The sequence below is a fragment of the Sinorhizobium medicae genome, assembly GCF_007827695.1.
GTDB lineage: Bacteria > Pseudomonadota > Alphaproteobacteria > Rhizobiales > Rhizobiaceae > Sinorhizobium > Sinorhizobium medicae.
The window spans coordinates 14,629-31,778 of sequence record NZ_VITA01000032.1 but is presented as its reverse complement, the minus strand read 5'-3'; the positions used below and the strand labels follow the sequence as shown (position 1 = coordinate 31,778).

17 protein-coding genes are annotated in these 17,150 nt (G+C 61.8%); 14 read left to right on the top strand and 3 right to left on the bottom strand.

The genetic code is table 11. The features are described 5' to 3' along the window. Positions 1-344: type II toxin-antitoxin system VapB family antitoxin (locus FB009_RS33475; RefSeq protein ID WP_234888311.1), on the top strand; the 344-nt coding region annotated here is incomplete at its 5' end. A gap of 169 nt (positions 345-513) precedes the next feature. Continuing rightward, a complete protein-coding gene (locus FB009_RS30295; RefSeq protein ID WP_234705057.1) occupies positions 514-909 on the top strand; it encodes a type II toxin-antitoxin system VapC family toxin in 396 nt (131 codons plus the stop codon). Positions 910-978: 69 nt separating this feature from the next. On the opposite strand, the gene FB009_RS30290 is transcribed toward FB009_RS30295, so the two are convergent. Next, positions 979-1,911, bottom strand: coding sequence for a sugar-binding transcriptional regulator (locus FB009_RS30290; protein WP_012067073.1), 933 nt, complete (start codon positions 1,909-1,911; stop codon positions 979-981). Positions 1,912-2,227: 316 nt separating this feature from the next. Between FB009_RS30290 and FB009_RS30285 the strand changes: the two genes are divergently transcribed. The 12 genes from FB009_RS30285 (at position 2,228) to FB009_RS30230 (ending at position 14,794) form a co-directional block, all read left to right on the top strand. Next, on the top strand, positions 2,228-3,856 hold the full coding sequence (locus FB009_RS30285) for an ABC transporter substrate-binding protein (protein WP_012067072.1): 1,629 nt from the start codon (positions 2,228-2,230) through the stop codon (positions 3,854-3,856). A gap of 91 nt (positions 3,857-3,947) precedes the next feature. Beyond that, complete coding sequence (locus FB009_RS30280; protein ID WP_012067071.1) at positions 3,948-4,964, top strand: ABC transporter ATP-binding protein; 1,017 nt, start codon at positions 3,948-3,950, stop codon at positions 4,962-4,964. Beyond that, on the top strand, positions 4,961-5,959 hold the full coding sequence (locus FB009_RS30275) for an ABC transporter ATP-binding protein (RefSeq protein WP_012067070.1): 999 nt from the start codon (positions 4,961-4,963) through the stop codon (positions 5,957-5,959). The genes FB009_RS30280 and FB009_RS30275 overlap by 4 nt, the downstream gene beginning before the upstream one ends. Continuing rightward, positions 5,956-6,882 (top strand): ABC transporter permease, encoded by a 927-nt coding sequence (locus FB009_RS30270; RefSeq protein WP_012067069.1) that lies wholly within the window; start codon positions 5,956-5,958, stop codon positions 6,880-6,882. The genes FB009_RS30275 and FB009_RS30270 overlap by 4 nt, the downstream gene beginning before the upstream one ends. A gap of 119 nt (positions 6,883-7,001) precedes the next feature. Continuing rightward, positions 7,002-7,883 (top strand): ABC transporter permease, encoded by an 882-nt coding sequence (locus tag FB009_RS30265; protein WP_012067068.1) that lies wholly within the window; start codon positions 7,002-7,004, stop codon positions 7,881-7,883. Positions 7,884-7,889: 6 nt separating this feature from the next. Then, a complete protein-coding gene (locus tag FB009_RS30260; RefSeq protein WP_018209342.1) occupies positions 7,890-8,657 on the top strand; it encodes a glycerophosphodiester phosphodiesterase family protein in 768 nt (255 codons plus the stop codon). Positions 8,658-8,725: 68 nt separating this feature from the next. Then, the gene (locus FB009_RS30255; protein ID WP_024312393.1) at positions 8,726-9,640 is read left to right on the top strand and encodes a TIM barrel protein; all 915 of its coding nucleotides are present in this window, start codon (positions 8,726-8,728) and stop codon (positions 9,638-9,640) included. A gap of 348 nt (positions 9,641-9,988) precedes the next feature. Then, on the top strand, positions 9,989-10,816 hold the full coding sequence (locus FB009_RS30250; protein WP_012067065.1) for a transporter substrate-binding domain-containing protein: 828 nt from the start codon (positions 9,989-9,991) through the stop codon (positions 10,814-10,816). A 66-nt stretch (positions 10,817-10,882) separates the two neighbouring features. Next, the gene (locus tag FB009_RS30245) at positions 10,883-12,163 is read left to right on the top strand and encodes an NAD(P)/FAD-dependent oxidoreductase (RefSeq protein WP_012067064.1); all 1,281 of its coding nucleotides are present in this window, start codon (positions 10,883-10,885) and stop codon (positions 12,161-12,163) included. Between the two features lie 17 nt (positions 12,164-12,180). Further along, the gene (locus FB009_RS30240) at positions 12,181-13,152 is read left to right on the top strand and encodes an amino acid ABC transporter permease (protein WP_012067063.1); all 972 of its coding nucleotides are present in this window, start codon (positions 12,181-12,183) and stop codon (positions 13,150-13,152) included. Further along, on the top strand, positions 13,142-14,023 hold the full coding sequence (locus tag FB009_RS30235; protein ID WP_012067062.1) for a DMT family transporter: 882 nt from the start codon (positions 13,142-13,144) through the stop codon (positions 14,021-14,023). The genes FB009_RS30240 and FB009_RS30235 overlap by 11 nt, the downstream gene beginning before the upstream one ends. A gap of 15 nt (positions 14,024-14,038) precedes the next feature. Then, a complete protein-coding gene (locus FB009_RS30230) occupies positions 14,039-14,794 on the top strand; it encodes an amino acid ABC transporter ATP-binding protein (RefSeq protein ID WP_012067061.1) in 756 nt (251 codons plus the stop codon). 358 nt (positions 14,795-15,152) lie between these two features. Here FB009_RS30230 and FB009_RS30225 read toward each other — a convergent pair whose 3' ends face one another. Next, positions 15,153-15,965 (bottom strand): PfkB family carbohydrate kinase, encoded by an 813-nt coding sequence (locus tag FB009_RS30225; RefSeq protein WP_012067060.1) that lies wholly within the window; start codon positions 15,963-15,965, stop codon positions 15,153-15,155. Between the two features lie 84 nt (positions 15,966-16,049). Next, entirely contained in the window at positions 16,050-17,063 is a 1,014-nt protein-coding gene (locus tag FB009_RS30220) for an SIS domain-containing protein (protein ID WP_012067059.1), read from the bottom strand. Positions 17,064-17,150 lie beyond the last annotated feature (87 nt).

The following is a 17,150-nucleotide window of genomic DNA, read 5'->3' as shown; positions in this document are numbered from 1 at the left end:
AATCAAAAACAAACGCCAAGCAAAAAAGCCCCCATACGGGGGCTTTTTGCGCTTCTGATCCATCCTCAATCTCGGTAGTGAGCGCGTCCGAAGCGCTGCTCTCACTGCCGATGAGACTAATAGGCAGGCCGAAAGCGGACCTTGCATTTGAACTCAGCCTATCCATACGAAATCTAGAAAAGAATTCTAGAAGGAGTGCCGTTATGGGGCTCAGCCTCAAGACCGAGGAAGCCGACAGGCTGGCGCGGGAGTTGTCCCGCCTGACTGGCGAGACCATGACCGACGCCATGACCAAAGCCATGCGCGAGCGACTGGAGCGGCTGCGGGCGGCAGGAGGCGAATAGCGACTATGTGGCGCGCATGAAGGCATTCGTGCGTGAATGCGCTGACCGCTATGATCGCCGCCCGGTCACGAAGCGAGAATGGGATGAAGCAGTCGGGGACACGCCCGAAGAGCTTGGCTTCCCTGAATGATCGTCGTGGATTCATCCGCTATCATTGCGATCATGTTCGATGGAGGGGGAGGCATCTGCCTGTATCGCAGCACTTCAAAAGAGTCGTTCACGTCTCATCTCGGCAGTGAACGATGTCGAAACCGGCACTGTTATGGCAGGTAGAGTGAGGAGCGGGGACCGTTGCGAAGCGATTGCCGACCTGGATGCTTTTCTTACCGTCTTCCGCATCGACATAGCCCCCGTCGATGATCGTACGGCCCGCGCAGCGATGAAGGCCAGGATAGATTACGGTCAGGGGTTTGGCACGCGTGGCGGATTGAACTTTGGGGATTGCTTCGCCTACGCGCTGGAAAAACAGCGTTCCGCTCCGTTGCTCTATGCCGGTAACGACTTTGGCATGACTGATATTAACCCGGCATTGAAGGCTCCAAGCCTGAGGAGAACGAAGAGGTAGAGGCTGGAAACGGCGAAGGAACCCTGGCAATGCCTGGCCTCCACACGGCGGACGCAGCTGTTCCAAGCCTTACCGCAGCATTGCGCGGGCGCTCTCGGCATCGGTGATCATGATCGTCGGCAGTTTTGCCCGGGCCAGAGCCAGGAGGATGTCGTGCTTGTGCGGACCGCCTGAGGCGACGATGCGGCAGGGAATGCGGCGATAGTCTTCGAACTCCGGAGAAAGCACCTGACGATTGAGCGGATGATCGACGGGGCTGCCTTGGATGTCGACATATCGGCCGAGTAGATCGCCGACCGCACCGAGGGCCGAGAGGTCGTTGACAGCTACACCCTCGGGAAGGCCGTAGCGTACCTGCAGCGATTGCTGCGACACGTCACCGGCGCTCAGATAGGAAATGTCTACCTCGCAGATCTGGCGGAAAGTCTTGCGGAATACCGACTGCGCTATGAGCGCATCGCGTGACTGCGCCGTTTCGGCATAGATCGGAGCCACGAAATAGTGGCATTGCGCCTTCAGGACTTCCGCAAACCCGCGGACGATTTCGAAGGTGTTGATTTCCGATCCGTGCGTCAGGCCGCCCATCATTGAACGCACGTCGATCTGGGGTTCACTGGCAGGCGTCATGTGCTGCATCGTCTGCCGCAGCGTCGCCCCCCAACCGACTCCGATCGATGCGGGCTTGCGCATCTGGATCAGGCGATCGAGATAGGCGGCGGCTCCGCGTCCAATGACGGAGTGTAGAAGGCACGGATCGGCAGGGGTGGGCACCACCACTGCGTCATCCAGTCCGAACCGATCCCGAAGCTGCGATTCCAGTTCGGCGTTCTCGATGAGGGGTGAGCCGAAACTGATTCGGACGATGCCCTGCTCCAGCGCCGATGAGAGAAGCTCGTTCACCCGGCGGCGGGTGAGATTCATGCGCTTGCCGATCTCGGCCTGCGTCAGTCCTTCCACATGATAGAGCCATGCGGCCCTTGCCATCAGATCCTGCTGGCCCATTCATCCCCCTCTTCTGCCTGTTACACCCGTCACACCAGTGTAACATATGTAATCTAATCGCTTCCCCACGACATTCTGGTGGGTGCCTTTCTCGATGACGGCTTCGTATTCATACACTCGCTTTGCAATCTTGCGCGGGCCGGCTTCAGGCGGGCGTTCTTCCTGTGGATTGCATGCAGCTAGGCCGCTCGCAGCCTCCTTGTCGAGCGGTGTCACGAAAGTTTCACCCAAACATCAGGAAGACGACGTCTGGCGGAACTAGCAACGATCCGAACAGCGCCCGCACGGGTGCTCGGAGCATTCAAAGGAGATTCTCATGCTTCTCATCAACAGGCGCGGCGCGCTGGGGCTCATCGGCGCAACTGCGGGCAGCATGATCCTGCCGCGCTTCGCCGTGGGTCAGGGCACGCGCCCATCCGTCACCATCGCCGTGCAGAAGATCACCATCAACAACACGCTCGACGTCTGGAACGAGCAGTCGAATGTCGGCGAGCGTGTGTTCTTCCCCAACCTCTGGGAAGGCCTGATCCTGCGCAACTGGATGGGCGATCAGGGTCCGGTTCCCGGCCTTGCGACGGAATGGAAGCGCATTGACGACAAAACGCTCGAGCTGAAGCTGCGCCAGGGCGTAAAGTTCCATAATGGCGACGAACTCACGGCCGACGACGTCGTCTTCAGCTTCTCGGCGCAGCGCGTGTTCGGGGACACCCAGCCTGCCGGCGGCAAGACGGTCTTCGAGGATGAGCACAAGCCGGCGACTGCGAAGGAACTGCCTGCGGTCGTGCCGGGTACCGGTCGCCGCCTGTGGCCGGCGCTGGCCGGTGTCGAGGCAGTCGACAAGTATACCGTGCGTTTCCACAACGCGACGCCCGACGTCACCATCGAGGGCCGCCTTTATGCATTCGGCAGCCAGATCGCAAATCGTCGCGCCTGGGATGAGGCGCCGACCTACATGGATTGGGCACGCAAGCCGATCACCACCGGGCCCTACAGGGTCGGCGAACATAAGCCGGACGTGTCCCTGACGCTGGTTGCCTTCGACGACTATTGGGGAGGCCGCCCGCCACTCGAGCAAATCCGTTTCGTTGAGGTTCCGGAGGTCTCGTCTCGCGTGAACGGGCTCCTCTCCGGCGAATATGATTTCGCCTGCGACCTGCCGCCGGACCAGATCGCTGCCGTTCAGGCCGCACCGGGCTACGAGGTTCAGGGCTCGACGATCCACAACCACCGCATCTCGGTCTTCAATGTCCAGAACCCGACCCTTCAGGATCCGCTCGTCCGCCGCGCCATGACCCATTCGGTCGATCGCCAGGCGATCGTCGATGCGCTCTGGGCCGGACAGACGACCGTCCCCGCTGGCCTGCAATTTCCGTTCTACGGGGATATGTTCGTCGAAGGCTGGGCGGTCCCTGAATACGATCCGCAACTGGCCAAGGACCTCTTGAAGCAGGCCAATTACAAAGGGGATGCGATCCCGTTCCGCCTTCTCAACAACTACTATACGAACCAGACCGCAAACGGCCAGATCATGGTCGAGATGTGGAAGCAGGTCGGGCTGAACGTCGAGATTGAAATGAAGGAGAACTGGGGCCAGATCCACGACCCGTCGGGCGTCAAGGGCGTGCGCGACTGGTCAGCCGGTGCAGCCTTCAGCGACCCCGTCTCCTCGATCGTTGCCCAGTTCGGACCCAATGGCGAGGTCCAGCAGAAGAAGGACTGGTCGAACGCCGAGGCCAACCAGATGTCCCAGATCCTCGAAACGGAAACCGATCAGGCAAAGCGCAAGAAGGCATTTGCCCGCATGCTCGAAATCTGCGAGCGCGAAGACCCGGTCTATCAGGTGCTTCATCAGAATGCGGTCTTCACCGGAATGAAATCCTCTTTGAAGTGGAAGGCGGCACCCGCCTTCGCCATGGATTTCCGCGCCGCCAACTGGTCCAGCTGAGATCGAATAACCCAGTTTCCGGCAGCCGGTGGGCTGCCGGAGTTTTCAGGGCCGGCCGGCAATGCCGCGGCCGAAGCACCGGGAATGAGCAATGGGCACTACCAATCCCGATCTCGTTGAACTTCGGGACCTGAAGGTCGCTTTCGACGGCGTCCAGGTTCTGCATGGCATCGATCTCACTGTCGCCAGAGGAGAAGCCCTCGGCCTTGTGGGTGAATCCGGGTGCGGCAAGTCCGTGACCTGGCTCGCGGCGCTGGGGCTGCTTCCGGGCAAGGCCGCCGTCACTGGGTCGATCCGGGTCGACGGGCGGCAACTATGCGGGGCAGAACGCTCCGACCTGGAAGAGGTTCGCGGCGGGCGTATCGCAATGATTTTCCAGGACCCGTCAAGCTCGCTCAATCCCGTATTGCGCATCGGACGCCAGATCGTCGAGGCACTGCAGATCCACCGCGGGCTTCGCGGCCAAGCGGCCCGCACCGAGGCACTCCGGTTGCTGGACATGGTTGGAATCCCCGATGCCCCACGGCGCTTCGATCTCTATCCGCACGAATTTTCAGGTGGACAGTGTCAGCGCCTGATGATCGCGATGGCGCTCGCGGGTGAACCGGACCTGCTTGTCGCCGACGAACCGACGACGGCGCTGGACGCGACCATTCAGGCACAGATACTGGACCTTCTGAACGCGCTTAGAGCCGAGACGGGCATGGCGCTCGTATTCATCAGCCATGATCTCGGCGCGGTTTCGCAGGTTTGCGAGCGCGTATGTGTGATGTATGCGGGCCGTATCGTCGAAGAGGGAAGCGTCGCGCAACTCTTTTCCCAGCCGCGCCATCCCTATACGCGCGGACTGTTCGATGCCATTCCGCGCATCGACGGGCCGCGCGATCGGCTGATCCCGATTCCGGGGACGGTGCCCAACCCGAAGCATCTGCCTGCCGGCTGTTCCTTCTCCCCCCGCTGCCCCTATGCGGTGGATGCCTGCGGCAGCACGTACCCGTCTCTGGAATTCCAAGGCGACGGGCGTCGCCTGGCCTGCATGCGCCCGGTACCGGCGGTCACGACGTCCGGCGAAGCGAAGAGACGAATTCACGAAGGGCTGATGGCGTGACTGCGTTGCTCGAAGCGGAAGAACTCGTGCGCATCTATGAGGTCCGGCGCGGGATCTTCGGGCGTCCAAGCCCGGTGCGCGCAGTCGACGGGATTTCGCTTGCAGTCATGCCTGGGGAGACACTCGGTATCGTCGGGGAATCGGGCTCCGGAAAGTCCACCCTGGGGCGGATGCTTCTGGGACTCGATCTCGCGCAGGCAGGTGAGGTGCGCTTCGCCGGCAGCCCGATGCCGAGAAACGGCACTGCGGAATGGCGTGCCATGCGGGCGAAGATGCAGCTCGTCTACCAGGATCCGCTTGCGGCGCTCGACCGGCGCCTGACGATCGCGGCGCAGATCGGCGAGCCTCTGCAGATTCACCGGCTTGTTCCGAGACAATATCAGGCTGACCGGGTGGCCGAGCTGATGGAGGCTGTCGGGCTTCGTTCCGACCAAGCCGGGCGCTTCCCACATGAGCTTTCCGGCGGCCAGCGGCAGCGGGCCGTCATCGCCCGCGCGCTCGCTTCGCGGCCGAAGCTCCTCGTCTGCGACGAGCCCGTATCCGCCCTCGACGTTTCGATCCAGGCACAGGTCGTCAACATGCTGCGCGACCTTCAGGAGCGGAACGGCATCGGCATGGTCTTCATCAGCCACGACCTCAAGGTCGTGCGCAACATCGCCGATCGTGTCGCGGTGATGTATCTGGGGCGGATCGTCGAGGAGGCCTCGTCAGATGTGGTCTTCCGGTCTCCGCAACATCCTTATACGAAGGCACTGGTCTCGAGCGTGCCGGTCCCCGGCAAGCCGCTCGAGGGACGAATGATCCTTCAGGGTGAGCCGCCCAACCCGGCCGATCGCCCCTCTGGCTGCGCGTTCCATCCCCGCTGTCCCGTTGCCCAGGATATCTGCCGTACCAGTTCGCCTGCGCTTCGCCGGATCGGCGATGGTCGTACGGCGGCCTGTCATGCCGTTGCGGGGGAAACCGCGTCGATCGAGACGATGAGGAGAATGGCATGATCCGCTTCGTTCTCGTTCGGCTGCTCAGAGCCGTGATCACGATCCTGGCCGTCGTGACCTTCGCTTTCGTCGTGCTGCGCATGTCGGGCGACCCGGCACAGGTGATGCTTGGTCCCGACGTGCCGCAAGACGCCGTCGATGCGTTCCGCAGAGCCTGGGGCCTCGACCAGCCTCTCTGGATACAATATCTCGCCTATCTCAAGTCGATCTTCACCGGCGATTTCGGTGTGTCCATGCGCGACAAGGCGTCCGCACTCCAGCTGGTCCTGGAGCGCGTGCCGGCGACGCTGCAACTGACGCTTCCGGCGCTGATCCTTAAGCTGATGATCGGCATCCCCGCCGGCGTCTATGCGGCGCTCCATCGCCAGAGTTTCGCCGATCGCGGCGTGATCACGCTGGCGATCATAGGCTTTACCGTCCCGTCCTTCGTTATGGGTCTCGTGCTCGTACTGATCTTTTCGGTGATACTCGGAGTGTTGCCCTCCGGAGGCCAGGATACGTGGGTGCATGGCGTTCTGCCGACGATCACGATGAGTATTGGCGGGATCGGCATTCTCGCCCGTTTCTCGCGTAGCGCCATGATCGAGGTGCTGGGGCAGCCCTATATCCGCACGGCCTCGGCGAAGGGGCTGAAATGGCGCGACGTCATCTGGAGCCATGCACTCCCCAATGCCGCGGTTCCGATCGTGACCATTGTCGGCTTCATGGTCGGCTCGCTGATTGCCGGCGCTGTGGTGGTGGAGTCGATTTTCTCCTGGCCCGGCATCGGGCGGCTGCTGATCGTTTCGGTCAGCAACCGCGACCTCGCCGTCGTGCAGTGCATCCTGCTGATCATCGCTGCGGCAATGGTGATGTCGAATCTCGTCGTCGACCTGCTTTATGGCTGGCTGGACCCGCGGCTGCGTTCGCATGCCGCGCATTAGAGCAATTCCGCTTTTCCCCGAATCGCGGAATTTCTCCAACCCGTTTGTTTTTTTGCAATTCCGGACGGAAAGCCGCTGCGGACTTTCCTGGAATTGCTCCGGATCCAAGGAGATGCGCTATGGCATCCGTCGACATGGCAGAGAGATCGCAGCTAGCAGGATGGCTTCGAGGCTCGATCTCCTCCTTCCGCCGCAAGGCACCGCTCTCGGTCGCGTTCGGCATCTTCTGGCTGGCAGCCATGGTCGCCATCGCGCTTTTCGCCGACTACCTGCGGCCCTATGACATCACGGCCATGGACCTGACGAGCCGGCTATCGGCGCCGGGAGCGCTCAGGCACTTGCTCGGCACCGACGAGCTTGGCCGGGACGTGTTGTCGCGCTTGATCCAGTCTGTCCGCGTTTCGCTGATCATAGCGTTCGGCGCGACGGTGCTTTCGGCAGTCTTCGGCACAGCGCTCGGTTTCGCGGCTGCGCGCTTTCGCGGTATTGTCGAGCATCTGGTGCTCGCGCTTGCGGATTTTCAGGCAGCTCTTCCGTTTCTCATCATGTCGCTCGCGGTGCTGGCCTTTTTCGGCTCCTCCATGGTCCTGCTCGTCTGCCTCATGGGCTTCTATGGCTGGGAACGCTATGCGCGCATCGCCCGCGGCCTGGCGATCTCGGCCGGCGCACAGGGCTATGCCGCGGCGGTGGTGCAACTCGGCGCTACCCCGGCCCGGGTCTATCTGCGCCATATCCTGCCCAATGTAGCATCGACTCTGATCGTATCGATGACGCTGACGTTTCCGGAGATCATCCTGATGGAGAGCGGGCTGTCCTTCCTCGGGCTCGGCGTGCAACCCCCGGAAACGAGCCTTGGCAATATGGTCGGGTTCGGGCGTGAATATCTGACCCGGGCTCCCTGGATCATGCTCGCTCCGGCTGCCGTGATCATGCTCACCACCCTTTCCATCTCGCTTGTAGGCGACTGGCTCCGCGACAAGCTCGATCCAACCGTGCGTTGAGAGGCCATGACTAAGATCATCGGCCACCGCGGCGCCCGCAATCTCTGGCCTGAGAACTCGCTTACGGGCTTCCGAAACGCGCTTCGGCTCGGTGTCGACGCCATCGAGTTCGACGTGCACCTGAGCGATTCAGGCGAGTTGCTCGTCATCCATGATTCCACGCTCGAAAGGACGGTGCATGCCACCGGCCCGGTCCGTCGGCTGACGCCGCAGGGGCGGATCGCAACGCGGTTGCGGGATACGGACGAGAGTGTTCCGACACTGAGCGAGGTTCTGGATATCCTTGCGACCAGGGAAGGACCAAGCTTGCATGTCGAGATCAAGTCCGACGAAAGGGGCTCGCCATATCCTGGTGTCGCCGGACGCGTAGCGGAGGAGTTGCGGCGGTTCGGCGTAGACCATCGCTCCCATCTCACGTCTTTCGATATATCGGTCCTTGAAGATTGCCGGCTCCATGCGCCGCATGTCGCCCGTCTCGTTTCCGTCAATGCCGGCTGGGCGGCGCGGCAGGGCGGTCTCGCTCGCTTCCTCGCCGGCGCCGGCGCTCTTGTGGAGATCGTCGCGATCCATCACGAGCTGATGGCGGCCGAGTGGGATCTGATCCGCAGGACCGTGCCTTTGGAGCAGCTTTGCGTCTGGACCCTCAACGAGAAGGAGGACATATGCCGCTGGTTCGAAAAGGGGATCGGGTATTTGACGTCCGACAGGCCCGATCTGGCGCTCGATCTGCGTCAAATCGTGCATGCACCTGCGCGTGCCGAGGAAATTTCGTAAGCGGCTTCCGACCGCATCCGCTCTCAGTCATCGTGATCCACGCCAGTCATTCCAAGGGGAGACAAGCAATGAACAACATCATCGCAGCCGGCTTCAGCTCGGGTTCCGTCGACGGTGAACTGGAGAGCCTCCAAGGCGATCTCCGCCGGCTGAGCGATCTCGGTGTCGATACGGTCGAACTCGGGCTGACCAGCGTCGACCTCATCGCAGGCGGGCGTGTGATCAAGGAAAGGGCCGAGCGGCTTGAGGCACTTACCCGCGAGTTTGCCTTCCGCTACACGGTTCACGGCCTTGTTTCCTCGAATTTCATGGATCCGGCAATAGCGGGCTATCAGCTCGAGGCCGCCAAGGCGCTGGTCCAAATCTGCGATCGCATCGGCGCAGGCGTCATCGTTCAGCACGGTGGCCATCTGCGGGGCGGCCAGCTTTTCGAGCGCGCGGAGGCCAACCGGCGCGAGCGGGAGGCATTGTTCGAGCTTGCAGAATTTGCGCGCCCCTATGGCGTACGCATCGCTTTGGAGAATATCTTCTCGACAGAGCCCGGCCAGTACCGCCAGACCCCGGCCGAGGTTGCCGAGACGGTTAAGGCCGTCGATCACCCCAATCTGGTGGCGCTCATTGATTTCAGCCATGCCTATATCGAATCCACCTATCGCGGCTTGAATTTCCGCGAGCAGATCCGTGCCATGGCGCCGGTGGCCGGTCACCTCCACGTCCACGATTCCTTCGGGCGGCCGCAGGCTTTCTACCAGGCATTCTACCCGCAGGAGGCGACAGCCCTCGGTATCGGCGATCTGCACATGCCGCTCGGCTGGGGCGATATCGAGTGGGAGGATCTTTTCAGCGAGCTGACCTTTCTTCCCGATACAGTGCTGATCATGGAGATCGGGCCGCGCTATCGCAACGAGCAGGCCGAATGCCTTAAGCGCGCGCAAGGTCTGATGCTGCTCAATGGCGGCCGCACCATAGCGGCTGCCGAGTAACCTTGATCTGAGTTTATCCCGTGCGAGCGGTGCGCCGGCGAAGCCGGGGCTCCGCTTTCTGCATCGCTCCATTTTGCACTACGCCGCTGCAAAGCCGTTTCAATCCTCACCCTTCAGTCGAGTCCATCACGGATTCGCATCGGCTCATCATTTCGTTTCATAGACCCGAGCGCCATGCGGCCTTGACACCGCGTAGGTAGCATTTACTAATACAGTTGTCAGACATCTTATAACAGGGAACCCGCTGCATGTTCCGCGAACGTGCAGCAACGCGAAGTGCTACAGCGATCTTTGCGTGTCTTGATAAGGCGCAACGCTGCAGACTGACCGATCGAAGAGGAGGATTGCGTGAAGGGATTATTTGCAAAGCTCGCCATCGGCGTTGCCGCACTGGCGTTTGTCACCGCCGCACAGGCAGGTGAGACACTCGACCGGGTGATGGGCAAAAAGGCCATGGTGGTTGCCACCAACAGCGGCTGGCCGCCCCAGAGTTTTCTCGACGACAGCAACGAACTGGTCGGCTTCGACATCGACGTTTCCAAGGAGATCGCCAAGCGCCTCGGCGTCGAAGTGAGCTTTGAGACGCCGGACTGGGCCACATTGACCGGCGGCCGTTGGCAGGGGCGCTACGATCTGGGCGTCGGTTCCGTCACCCCGACCAAGGCGCGTGCTCAGGTCATCGATTTCGTAGGCATCTATTACTTCAGCCCCTATGTCTACGTATTGCACAAGGATAGCCAGGCGAAATCGGTCGGCGACCTGAACGGCAAGAAGATCGGCGTCGAAACGGCGACCACGTCGGAAGACTTCATTCGCCGCCGTCTGGAGATCGACGCACCCGGCCTGCCGCCGATCGAATACAAGATCGAGCCTGGCGAGGTCCGCACCTACGCCGATTCGATGCTACCCTTCGACGATCTGCGCATTGGCGACGGCACGCGCCTTGACGCGGTTATCGCACCGGAGCAGACAGCGCTCAACGCAATCAAGAACGGCTATCCGCTGCGTGTCCTCGAGGGCGAGTATGCGTTCAGGGAGCCGTTGGTGGTGATCGCTGAAAAGGTCGATCCGGACTGGACGAAGAAAGTCGGTGCCGTCATCGAAGAGATGAAGACCGACGGAACGCTCGCGGCGCTGACCACCAAGTGGTACGGCAAGGATTACAGCGCCGACTGATCCCGATCAATGCGCGGGCGGCCTGCCGCCCGCCGCCTTACCACCGCGGTTGACGGGCGATAACGCATGTCTTATCCCAACACGTATTACAAACAGACGATTGCCGACACGAAGGTCAGGCCAGCCCTTTCCGGGGCGGTCGAATGCGATACCGTGATCATCGGTGGCGGCCTTGCCGGCCTGACGACGGCCTTGCAACTGACGCGCGCCGGGCAGACCGTCGTCGTCCTCGAGGCCGAAAGCGTGGGCTTCGGAGCCTCCGGGCGCAATGGCGGCTTCGTCAGTCCGGGCTTTGCCACCGGCAGCGACAATATCGCCCGCATGGCCGGGACAGAAGCGGCGCGACAGATACACCGGCTTTCGATCGAGGGCGTCGAATTCGTTCGCGAGACGATCGAGGCGCTGAAGATCGAGGGCGCAAGGCCGCAGACGGGAATCACCAGCGTATTGCGTTACGACGATGGTGAGGGGCTGAAAGCCCATGCTGACGAGATGAGACGCGTCTACGGTTACGAACTCGACTATCTCTCCACCGACGAGGTTCGCTCGGTGCTGAAGTCAAAGCGTTATTTCCACGCCTTGCGCGACCCCAAGGCCTTCCACATGCATCCGCTGAATTATCTTCGCGGGCTCGCACAGGAGATCGAACGTCTCGGTGGCCGGATCTATGAAGGCTCGGCGGTGACGGGGAGTGCGTTGGACAGCCCCGAAAAGACCGTGTCGACCTCGGGTGGATGTGCTCGAGCGCGCAATGTCGTCTTCACCACCGGCGGCTATACCGGTTCCCTTGACGGAAGGCTGAAGCGTTCGTTCCTGCCGATTGCAACCTATGTCATGCTGAGCGAGGAAGCGCCGGAACTTATCCGCACCGCCATCCTCACGACGGATGCGATCGGCGACAACCGTCGTGCCGGGGATTACTACCGCCTGGTCGAAGGCGGAAAGCGTCTGCTTTGGGGCGGGCGCATCACCACACGCGCGGCTTCGCCTGCAACCCTGGCCGGAGAGCTGCGTCGCGAAATGGTGGGGACCTATCCTCAGCTCAAGGACCTGAAAACCGAACTCGCCTGGTCGGGACTGATGTCATACGCGCGCCATCTCATGCCACAGATCGGCGAGATGCAGGCGGGCGTGTGGCATTGCACCGCCTTCGGCGGCCACGGGCTGAACACCACTGCGGTCGGCGGAAAGCTGGTTGCCGAAGGCATTCTTCGCCAGTCCGACCGGTACAAGCTGTTCAAGCCGTTCGGGCTCGTCTGGGCGGGCGGATATGCCGGACTGGCGGTAGCCCAGCTCACCTATTGGAAACTGCAAGCTCAAGACTGGTGGCGCGAGCGCGCGGCCTGAATGCCGGGGAGAACCAAATGATCGGTCGTATGATTCTTACATATCCGGATGCAGCGCGGCGTACCGGGACATTTCTCCTGCTCGCGCTGATAACCCTGATGGTCTACAGCCTGGGCGTAAGCCCCGCCTGGATCGGCATGGTGCTGCCGACGAGCTCGGAATGGCTGGCCGCCAATCCGGCGCTCGGACGGCTGGTCAGCGCAGTCATGATCGCCGTCATCGCGGCCCTGAACTGGAAGGCGCTCCGGCAGCTTCCCCGCCATTGGCAGATTACCGGCGTCTGGCTGGAACTTTTCGTGCTGCTGATGATCTTCTTCTACTCCTTCAATCTTTCCTTTGCGTTCATAGCCAAAAAGATCAGCTTCCTGATTTCACAGGGTGTCGTCACGACGCTCTACATTTCGGTGATCTCGATTGCGGTCGCGACGGTCATCGCGCTCCTCGGCGCCATCGCAAAACTGTCGAGAAATGGGGTGATCTACGGTCTGGCGACCTTCTATACGTCGCTGTTCCGCGGCCTGCCGCTCCTGATGCAGATCTACATCATCTATCTCGGTCTGCCGCAGGTCGGTTACGTCATCAGCGCCGTGCCGGCCGGCATCCTTGCACTTTCGCTCTGCTACGGCGCCTATATGACCGAAATCTTCCGGGCGGGCATCGAGAGTATCCCGCGGGGCCAGTCGGAAGGTGCAACCGCACTCGGGTTGAGCCCGAGCCAGACGATGGGTCTGGTGATCCTGCCGCAGGCGATGCGCGTGATCATCCCGCCGACCGGAAACCAGTTCATCGCGATGCTGAAGGACTCCTCGCTGATCTCCGTCGTGGGCGTCTGGGAACTGATGTATCTCGCCCGCACACAGGGACAGACCGAGTTCCGCCACATCGAAATGCTGATCACCGCCTCCATGATCTACTGGATCCTTTCGATCGGGCTCGAATTCATTCAGTCCCGTATCGAAGCACGGTTCGGGCGTTTCAATGTCCGTTGATGCAACCGGCGCGCCGGTTCCGGCCAACATGCCCGGCAACCTTCGCGCTGCCGGGCTGGGTTTCCTGGCCTTCGCGGTTTTTTCCGGTACGGACGTGCTGGTGAAGCTTCTCGCGGAGCGCTTCGAGGTGCCGCAGGTAACCTTCATGGTGACGCTTGCGTCGCTCGCATTGCTCGCCGTCTATGCGGGGGTCACTGGCACCGCCGCGTCGCTCAGACCGCGTCATCCGGGGTTGGCGCTTCTGAGGGCGTTTCTGCTCGCCGTCGATACGCTCCTGATCCACTACGCCTTTTCGGTGCTGCCGCTGTCGGAAGCATATCTGCTCGCCTTTCTCACACCGGTGCTCGTGGCGGTTCTGGCATTCGCGCTTCTTGCGGAGCGCTTGTCTGCGCTTGCCTGGTCTGGTGTGGTCCTCGGATTCCTAGGGGTTGCTATCGCACTTCGACCGGGGATCGAGCCGCTCAATCTGGGTCACGCAGCAGCAGCGGGGTCGGCCCTCGTCTTCGCGCTGTCGCTCGTTCTGCTGCGACGAGCGAAGGCGACCGAGAGCGATCTTGCCCTGGTCTCGACGCTGCTCGTCGTGCTCGCCGCGGTAGCGCTGGCGGTCGCTTCGGCCGGCGGCGGACTGGCTCGCGTCGGCTCGGGCGACCTGCTGATCGCCTTTCTGGCCGGCCTCTTCATGCTCGGCGGTCATCTGCTGCTGGTCCGCGCCTTCCGTACGGGCGACGCCTCGGTGGTCGCGCCCTTTCAATACAGCCAGATCATCTGGGGCTGCCTTTTCGGCGCCCTGTTCTTTGCCGCCCCCGTCGAACTGCATACGGTCGCAGGCGCGCTCGTCATTGTGCTTTCCGGCTGGCTCGTCCTGAAATAACCCTTGGAGACAACAATGCCCACATCAATCGACACCGCTTCGCTGGAGATCACGTTGAGCGGCGTACACAAGTGGTACGGCCAGTATCATGCCCTTGACGACATCAACCTGTCCATCGCTCCGCGGGAGAAGGTCGTCATCTGTGGACCCTCTGGTTCCGGCAAGTCGACGCTCATCCGCTGCGTCAACCGGCTGGAGGCCCACCAGCAGGGCCGGATCGTCGTCGGCGGCGTCGAGGTCGGCGAGGACGAGCGCAAGGTGGATGCGATCCGGCGAGAAGTGGGCATGGTTTTCCAGCAGTTCAACCTCTTCCCGCACCTGACGATCCTCGAAAACTGCATTCTGGCGCCGATGTGGGTCAAGCGTATTCCGCGCGCCCAGGCGACGGAGATCGCCATGGACTACCTCAACCGCGTGCGCATCCCCGAACAGGCCAACAAATATCCGGGCCAGCTCTCGGGCGGGCAGCAGCAGCGCGTCGCGATCGCGCGAGCGCTGTGCATGAACCCGAAGGTCATGCTCTTCGACGAGCCGACCTCCGCGCTGGATCCCGAAATGGTCAAGGAGGTGCTCGATACCATGGTGTCGCTCGCAAACGAGGGCATGACGATGGTATGCGTCACCCACGAAATGGGCTTTGCGCGACAGGTCGCCGATCGGGTGATTTTCATGGATCAGGGTCGCATCGTCGAAGAGGGCGAACCCGACGAATTCTTCGCCCATCCGAAGACGGACAGGGCGAGCCTGTTCCTCAGCCAGCTGCTGCACTGATGTCCGTGGCAGGATTTGCGCACTGTCGGAGAAGTTGCAGGCACCGAGGGCGATAGGGGGTCACACATCGCCTTCCTGCGGCCATGGTTGAACAAGCGCAGGCCGATCGTTTCAGAATCTCCTGGAGTGGCGGCTAACGACGGTGAATTGGTGTTGCGCGGTGATGCGCCGATGAAGGCATCCATCGCCCCAATGAGTCTGCCATCGGAGCGACGATGCCCGCCCACTGATCCGCCGTTTCTGCATCGGCATGCAGCAGCCGATCGCCGAAGCGATGCGGAAGTCGATCTGTCAGCGCCGCTCTCGGCTGGATTAATCGTAAATGCTCTTTAGCGGCGGAGCGGCCGGCCGCAAAAAGTCAGAACGATTGCGGGTCCTGCGGAAAACCCCCGACATGCTTGCAGGTGTTCGCTGCCAGGTCCCTGCCGGCCTCCAGGCACTCGGCAAGCCGATATCCTTCGAGGCGGGCGGCGATAAAGCCGGCAATGAAGCTGTCGCCGGCGCCGGTCGTGTCCACGACTTCGACCGGGCGGATGCCGGCGGATGCGACCTCGGCTCCGTCGCTGGCAGCCGACCCGAGTGCGCCGCGCGTAACGACTGCGAGCTGCGCGCCGCGCGCGAGGAGATCGCTGACCAGTCGTTCCGCAGCGGTCTCGTCTTCACCAGCGGAGCCGAAGGCGATCGAAAGACCGTCAACCCCGAGATCGGCCGCAGACGCGTTCACCGAAACATCCTGAGAGACGCTGACGCCGGCGGCAGAAAGCGCGCGACGCAAAGCGCCGCCGTCGTCCAGCCAGCCGATATGCACATGATCCATGGTCTTCAGCAGCTCGACTTCCGCCTCGTCCGGCCGATAGCCCGCACAGGCGCCGAAATCCTCATGGACGAAGATCCGGTCGCCGGCAGGTGTCACGTCGATGTCCGTGTAGGCCGTGTTGGTGTCGCATTCGCGCAGGTGATCAACCCGGACGCCGTTCTCCAGCAACAGCCGCCGCACCTGGACACCGCCGGTATCGCGGCCGATGGCTCCGAAATAGAAGGAGCCGTGCCCGAGCCTTGCCAACTGAACGGCGACATTGATCGCGTTCCCGCCGACATAGGATTGGCTAAGCGGCGCACGATACCGGTCTATGCAATTGTCGCCGACGGCGGCAAAGCGAAATTTGGTCATGGCGTTCTCTTGTCTTGCACGGGCGACCGCGAATGTGGAGACATTCGCGGTCGTCTCGGAGCATTCCGCTTTGGAGGTCTCTGTTCAATAGGCCACGCGCTTGTAGTAGCGCCGCGTCGTCAGCGGGTGATCGCGCATGACTTCCAGATGCGCGCTGATGCGTTCGAGCACGCTTGCGAGCACGATCGGCGACACGAGGCCGCGCACCTCGTCGGAAACGCCCGGGAGCGCGAAGTCCGCAGTGTCGAGTACCGTCAGTCTGTCCGTGTAGTTGGGGGCGAAATTCTGCACACGATCGCCGAGCGGCCGCAGCGCGTCTTCGCCCTTGAAGAGGATGACGCTGACGCCCTTTTCCACGAGTTCCAGCGTTCCATGGAAAAAGTCCGAGGCATGCACAGGGCGCGTGCGGATCCACTGCATCTCTTCGAGGATGCACATGCCATAGTAGAAGGCCTCCGGCCAGACGTTACCGGCGCCCGTGATGATGTGGTAGTCCGAACCGGCCAGAACACGGGCGAAGGCTTCAGCCTTATCCTCATAGGCGCGCTTTACCTCCAGGAGGAGCTGCGGGAGGGTTTCCAGTTCAGCTGCGATCTGCTCGTAGTTTTCGATCTCGCCGCGGTGCCGCATGATCGAAAGGGCGATGAACAGGGATTGCAGATAGAAGGACTCGCAGGACGTGTCGTCTTCGGCGAAGTTGACGAAGGCATGATCGGCCCCTTTGCCGAGCGGCGTTTCCGCGTGTCCGACGAGCGTCAGGACTGTCGCGCCGGCCTCCTTGGCCTTTGCCAGCAGAGCCACACTTTCCTTGGTCGTGCCGGAGAGGGAGGGAATGACGACGATCGACTTTTCCGTCAGGTTCGCCGAACCGGTAAGGAAGAGTTCGGCAGGCATGTCGATGAAGGCCGGGAAGCGCGACCTGCGTTGCAGCAATTGGGCGGCAGGCTGCATGAGGATGGCGGCGCCGCCCGTCCCGAGGAAGAAGATGTTCTCCGCGCCTTTTTCAAGGCAGGAGATGATGACGTCGTCCAGGCGTTTGCGCAGGGCAACGGCTCCCGACTGGATGCGAAGGAATCTCTGTTCGTCAAAATTCAGCATGGTTCTCTCTCGACAGGTGGTGGCGACTGCCGGCGCTCGATATTCCGGCAATGTTGTAAGACAACTGACAACATTGCTCAACGATGT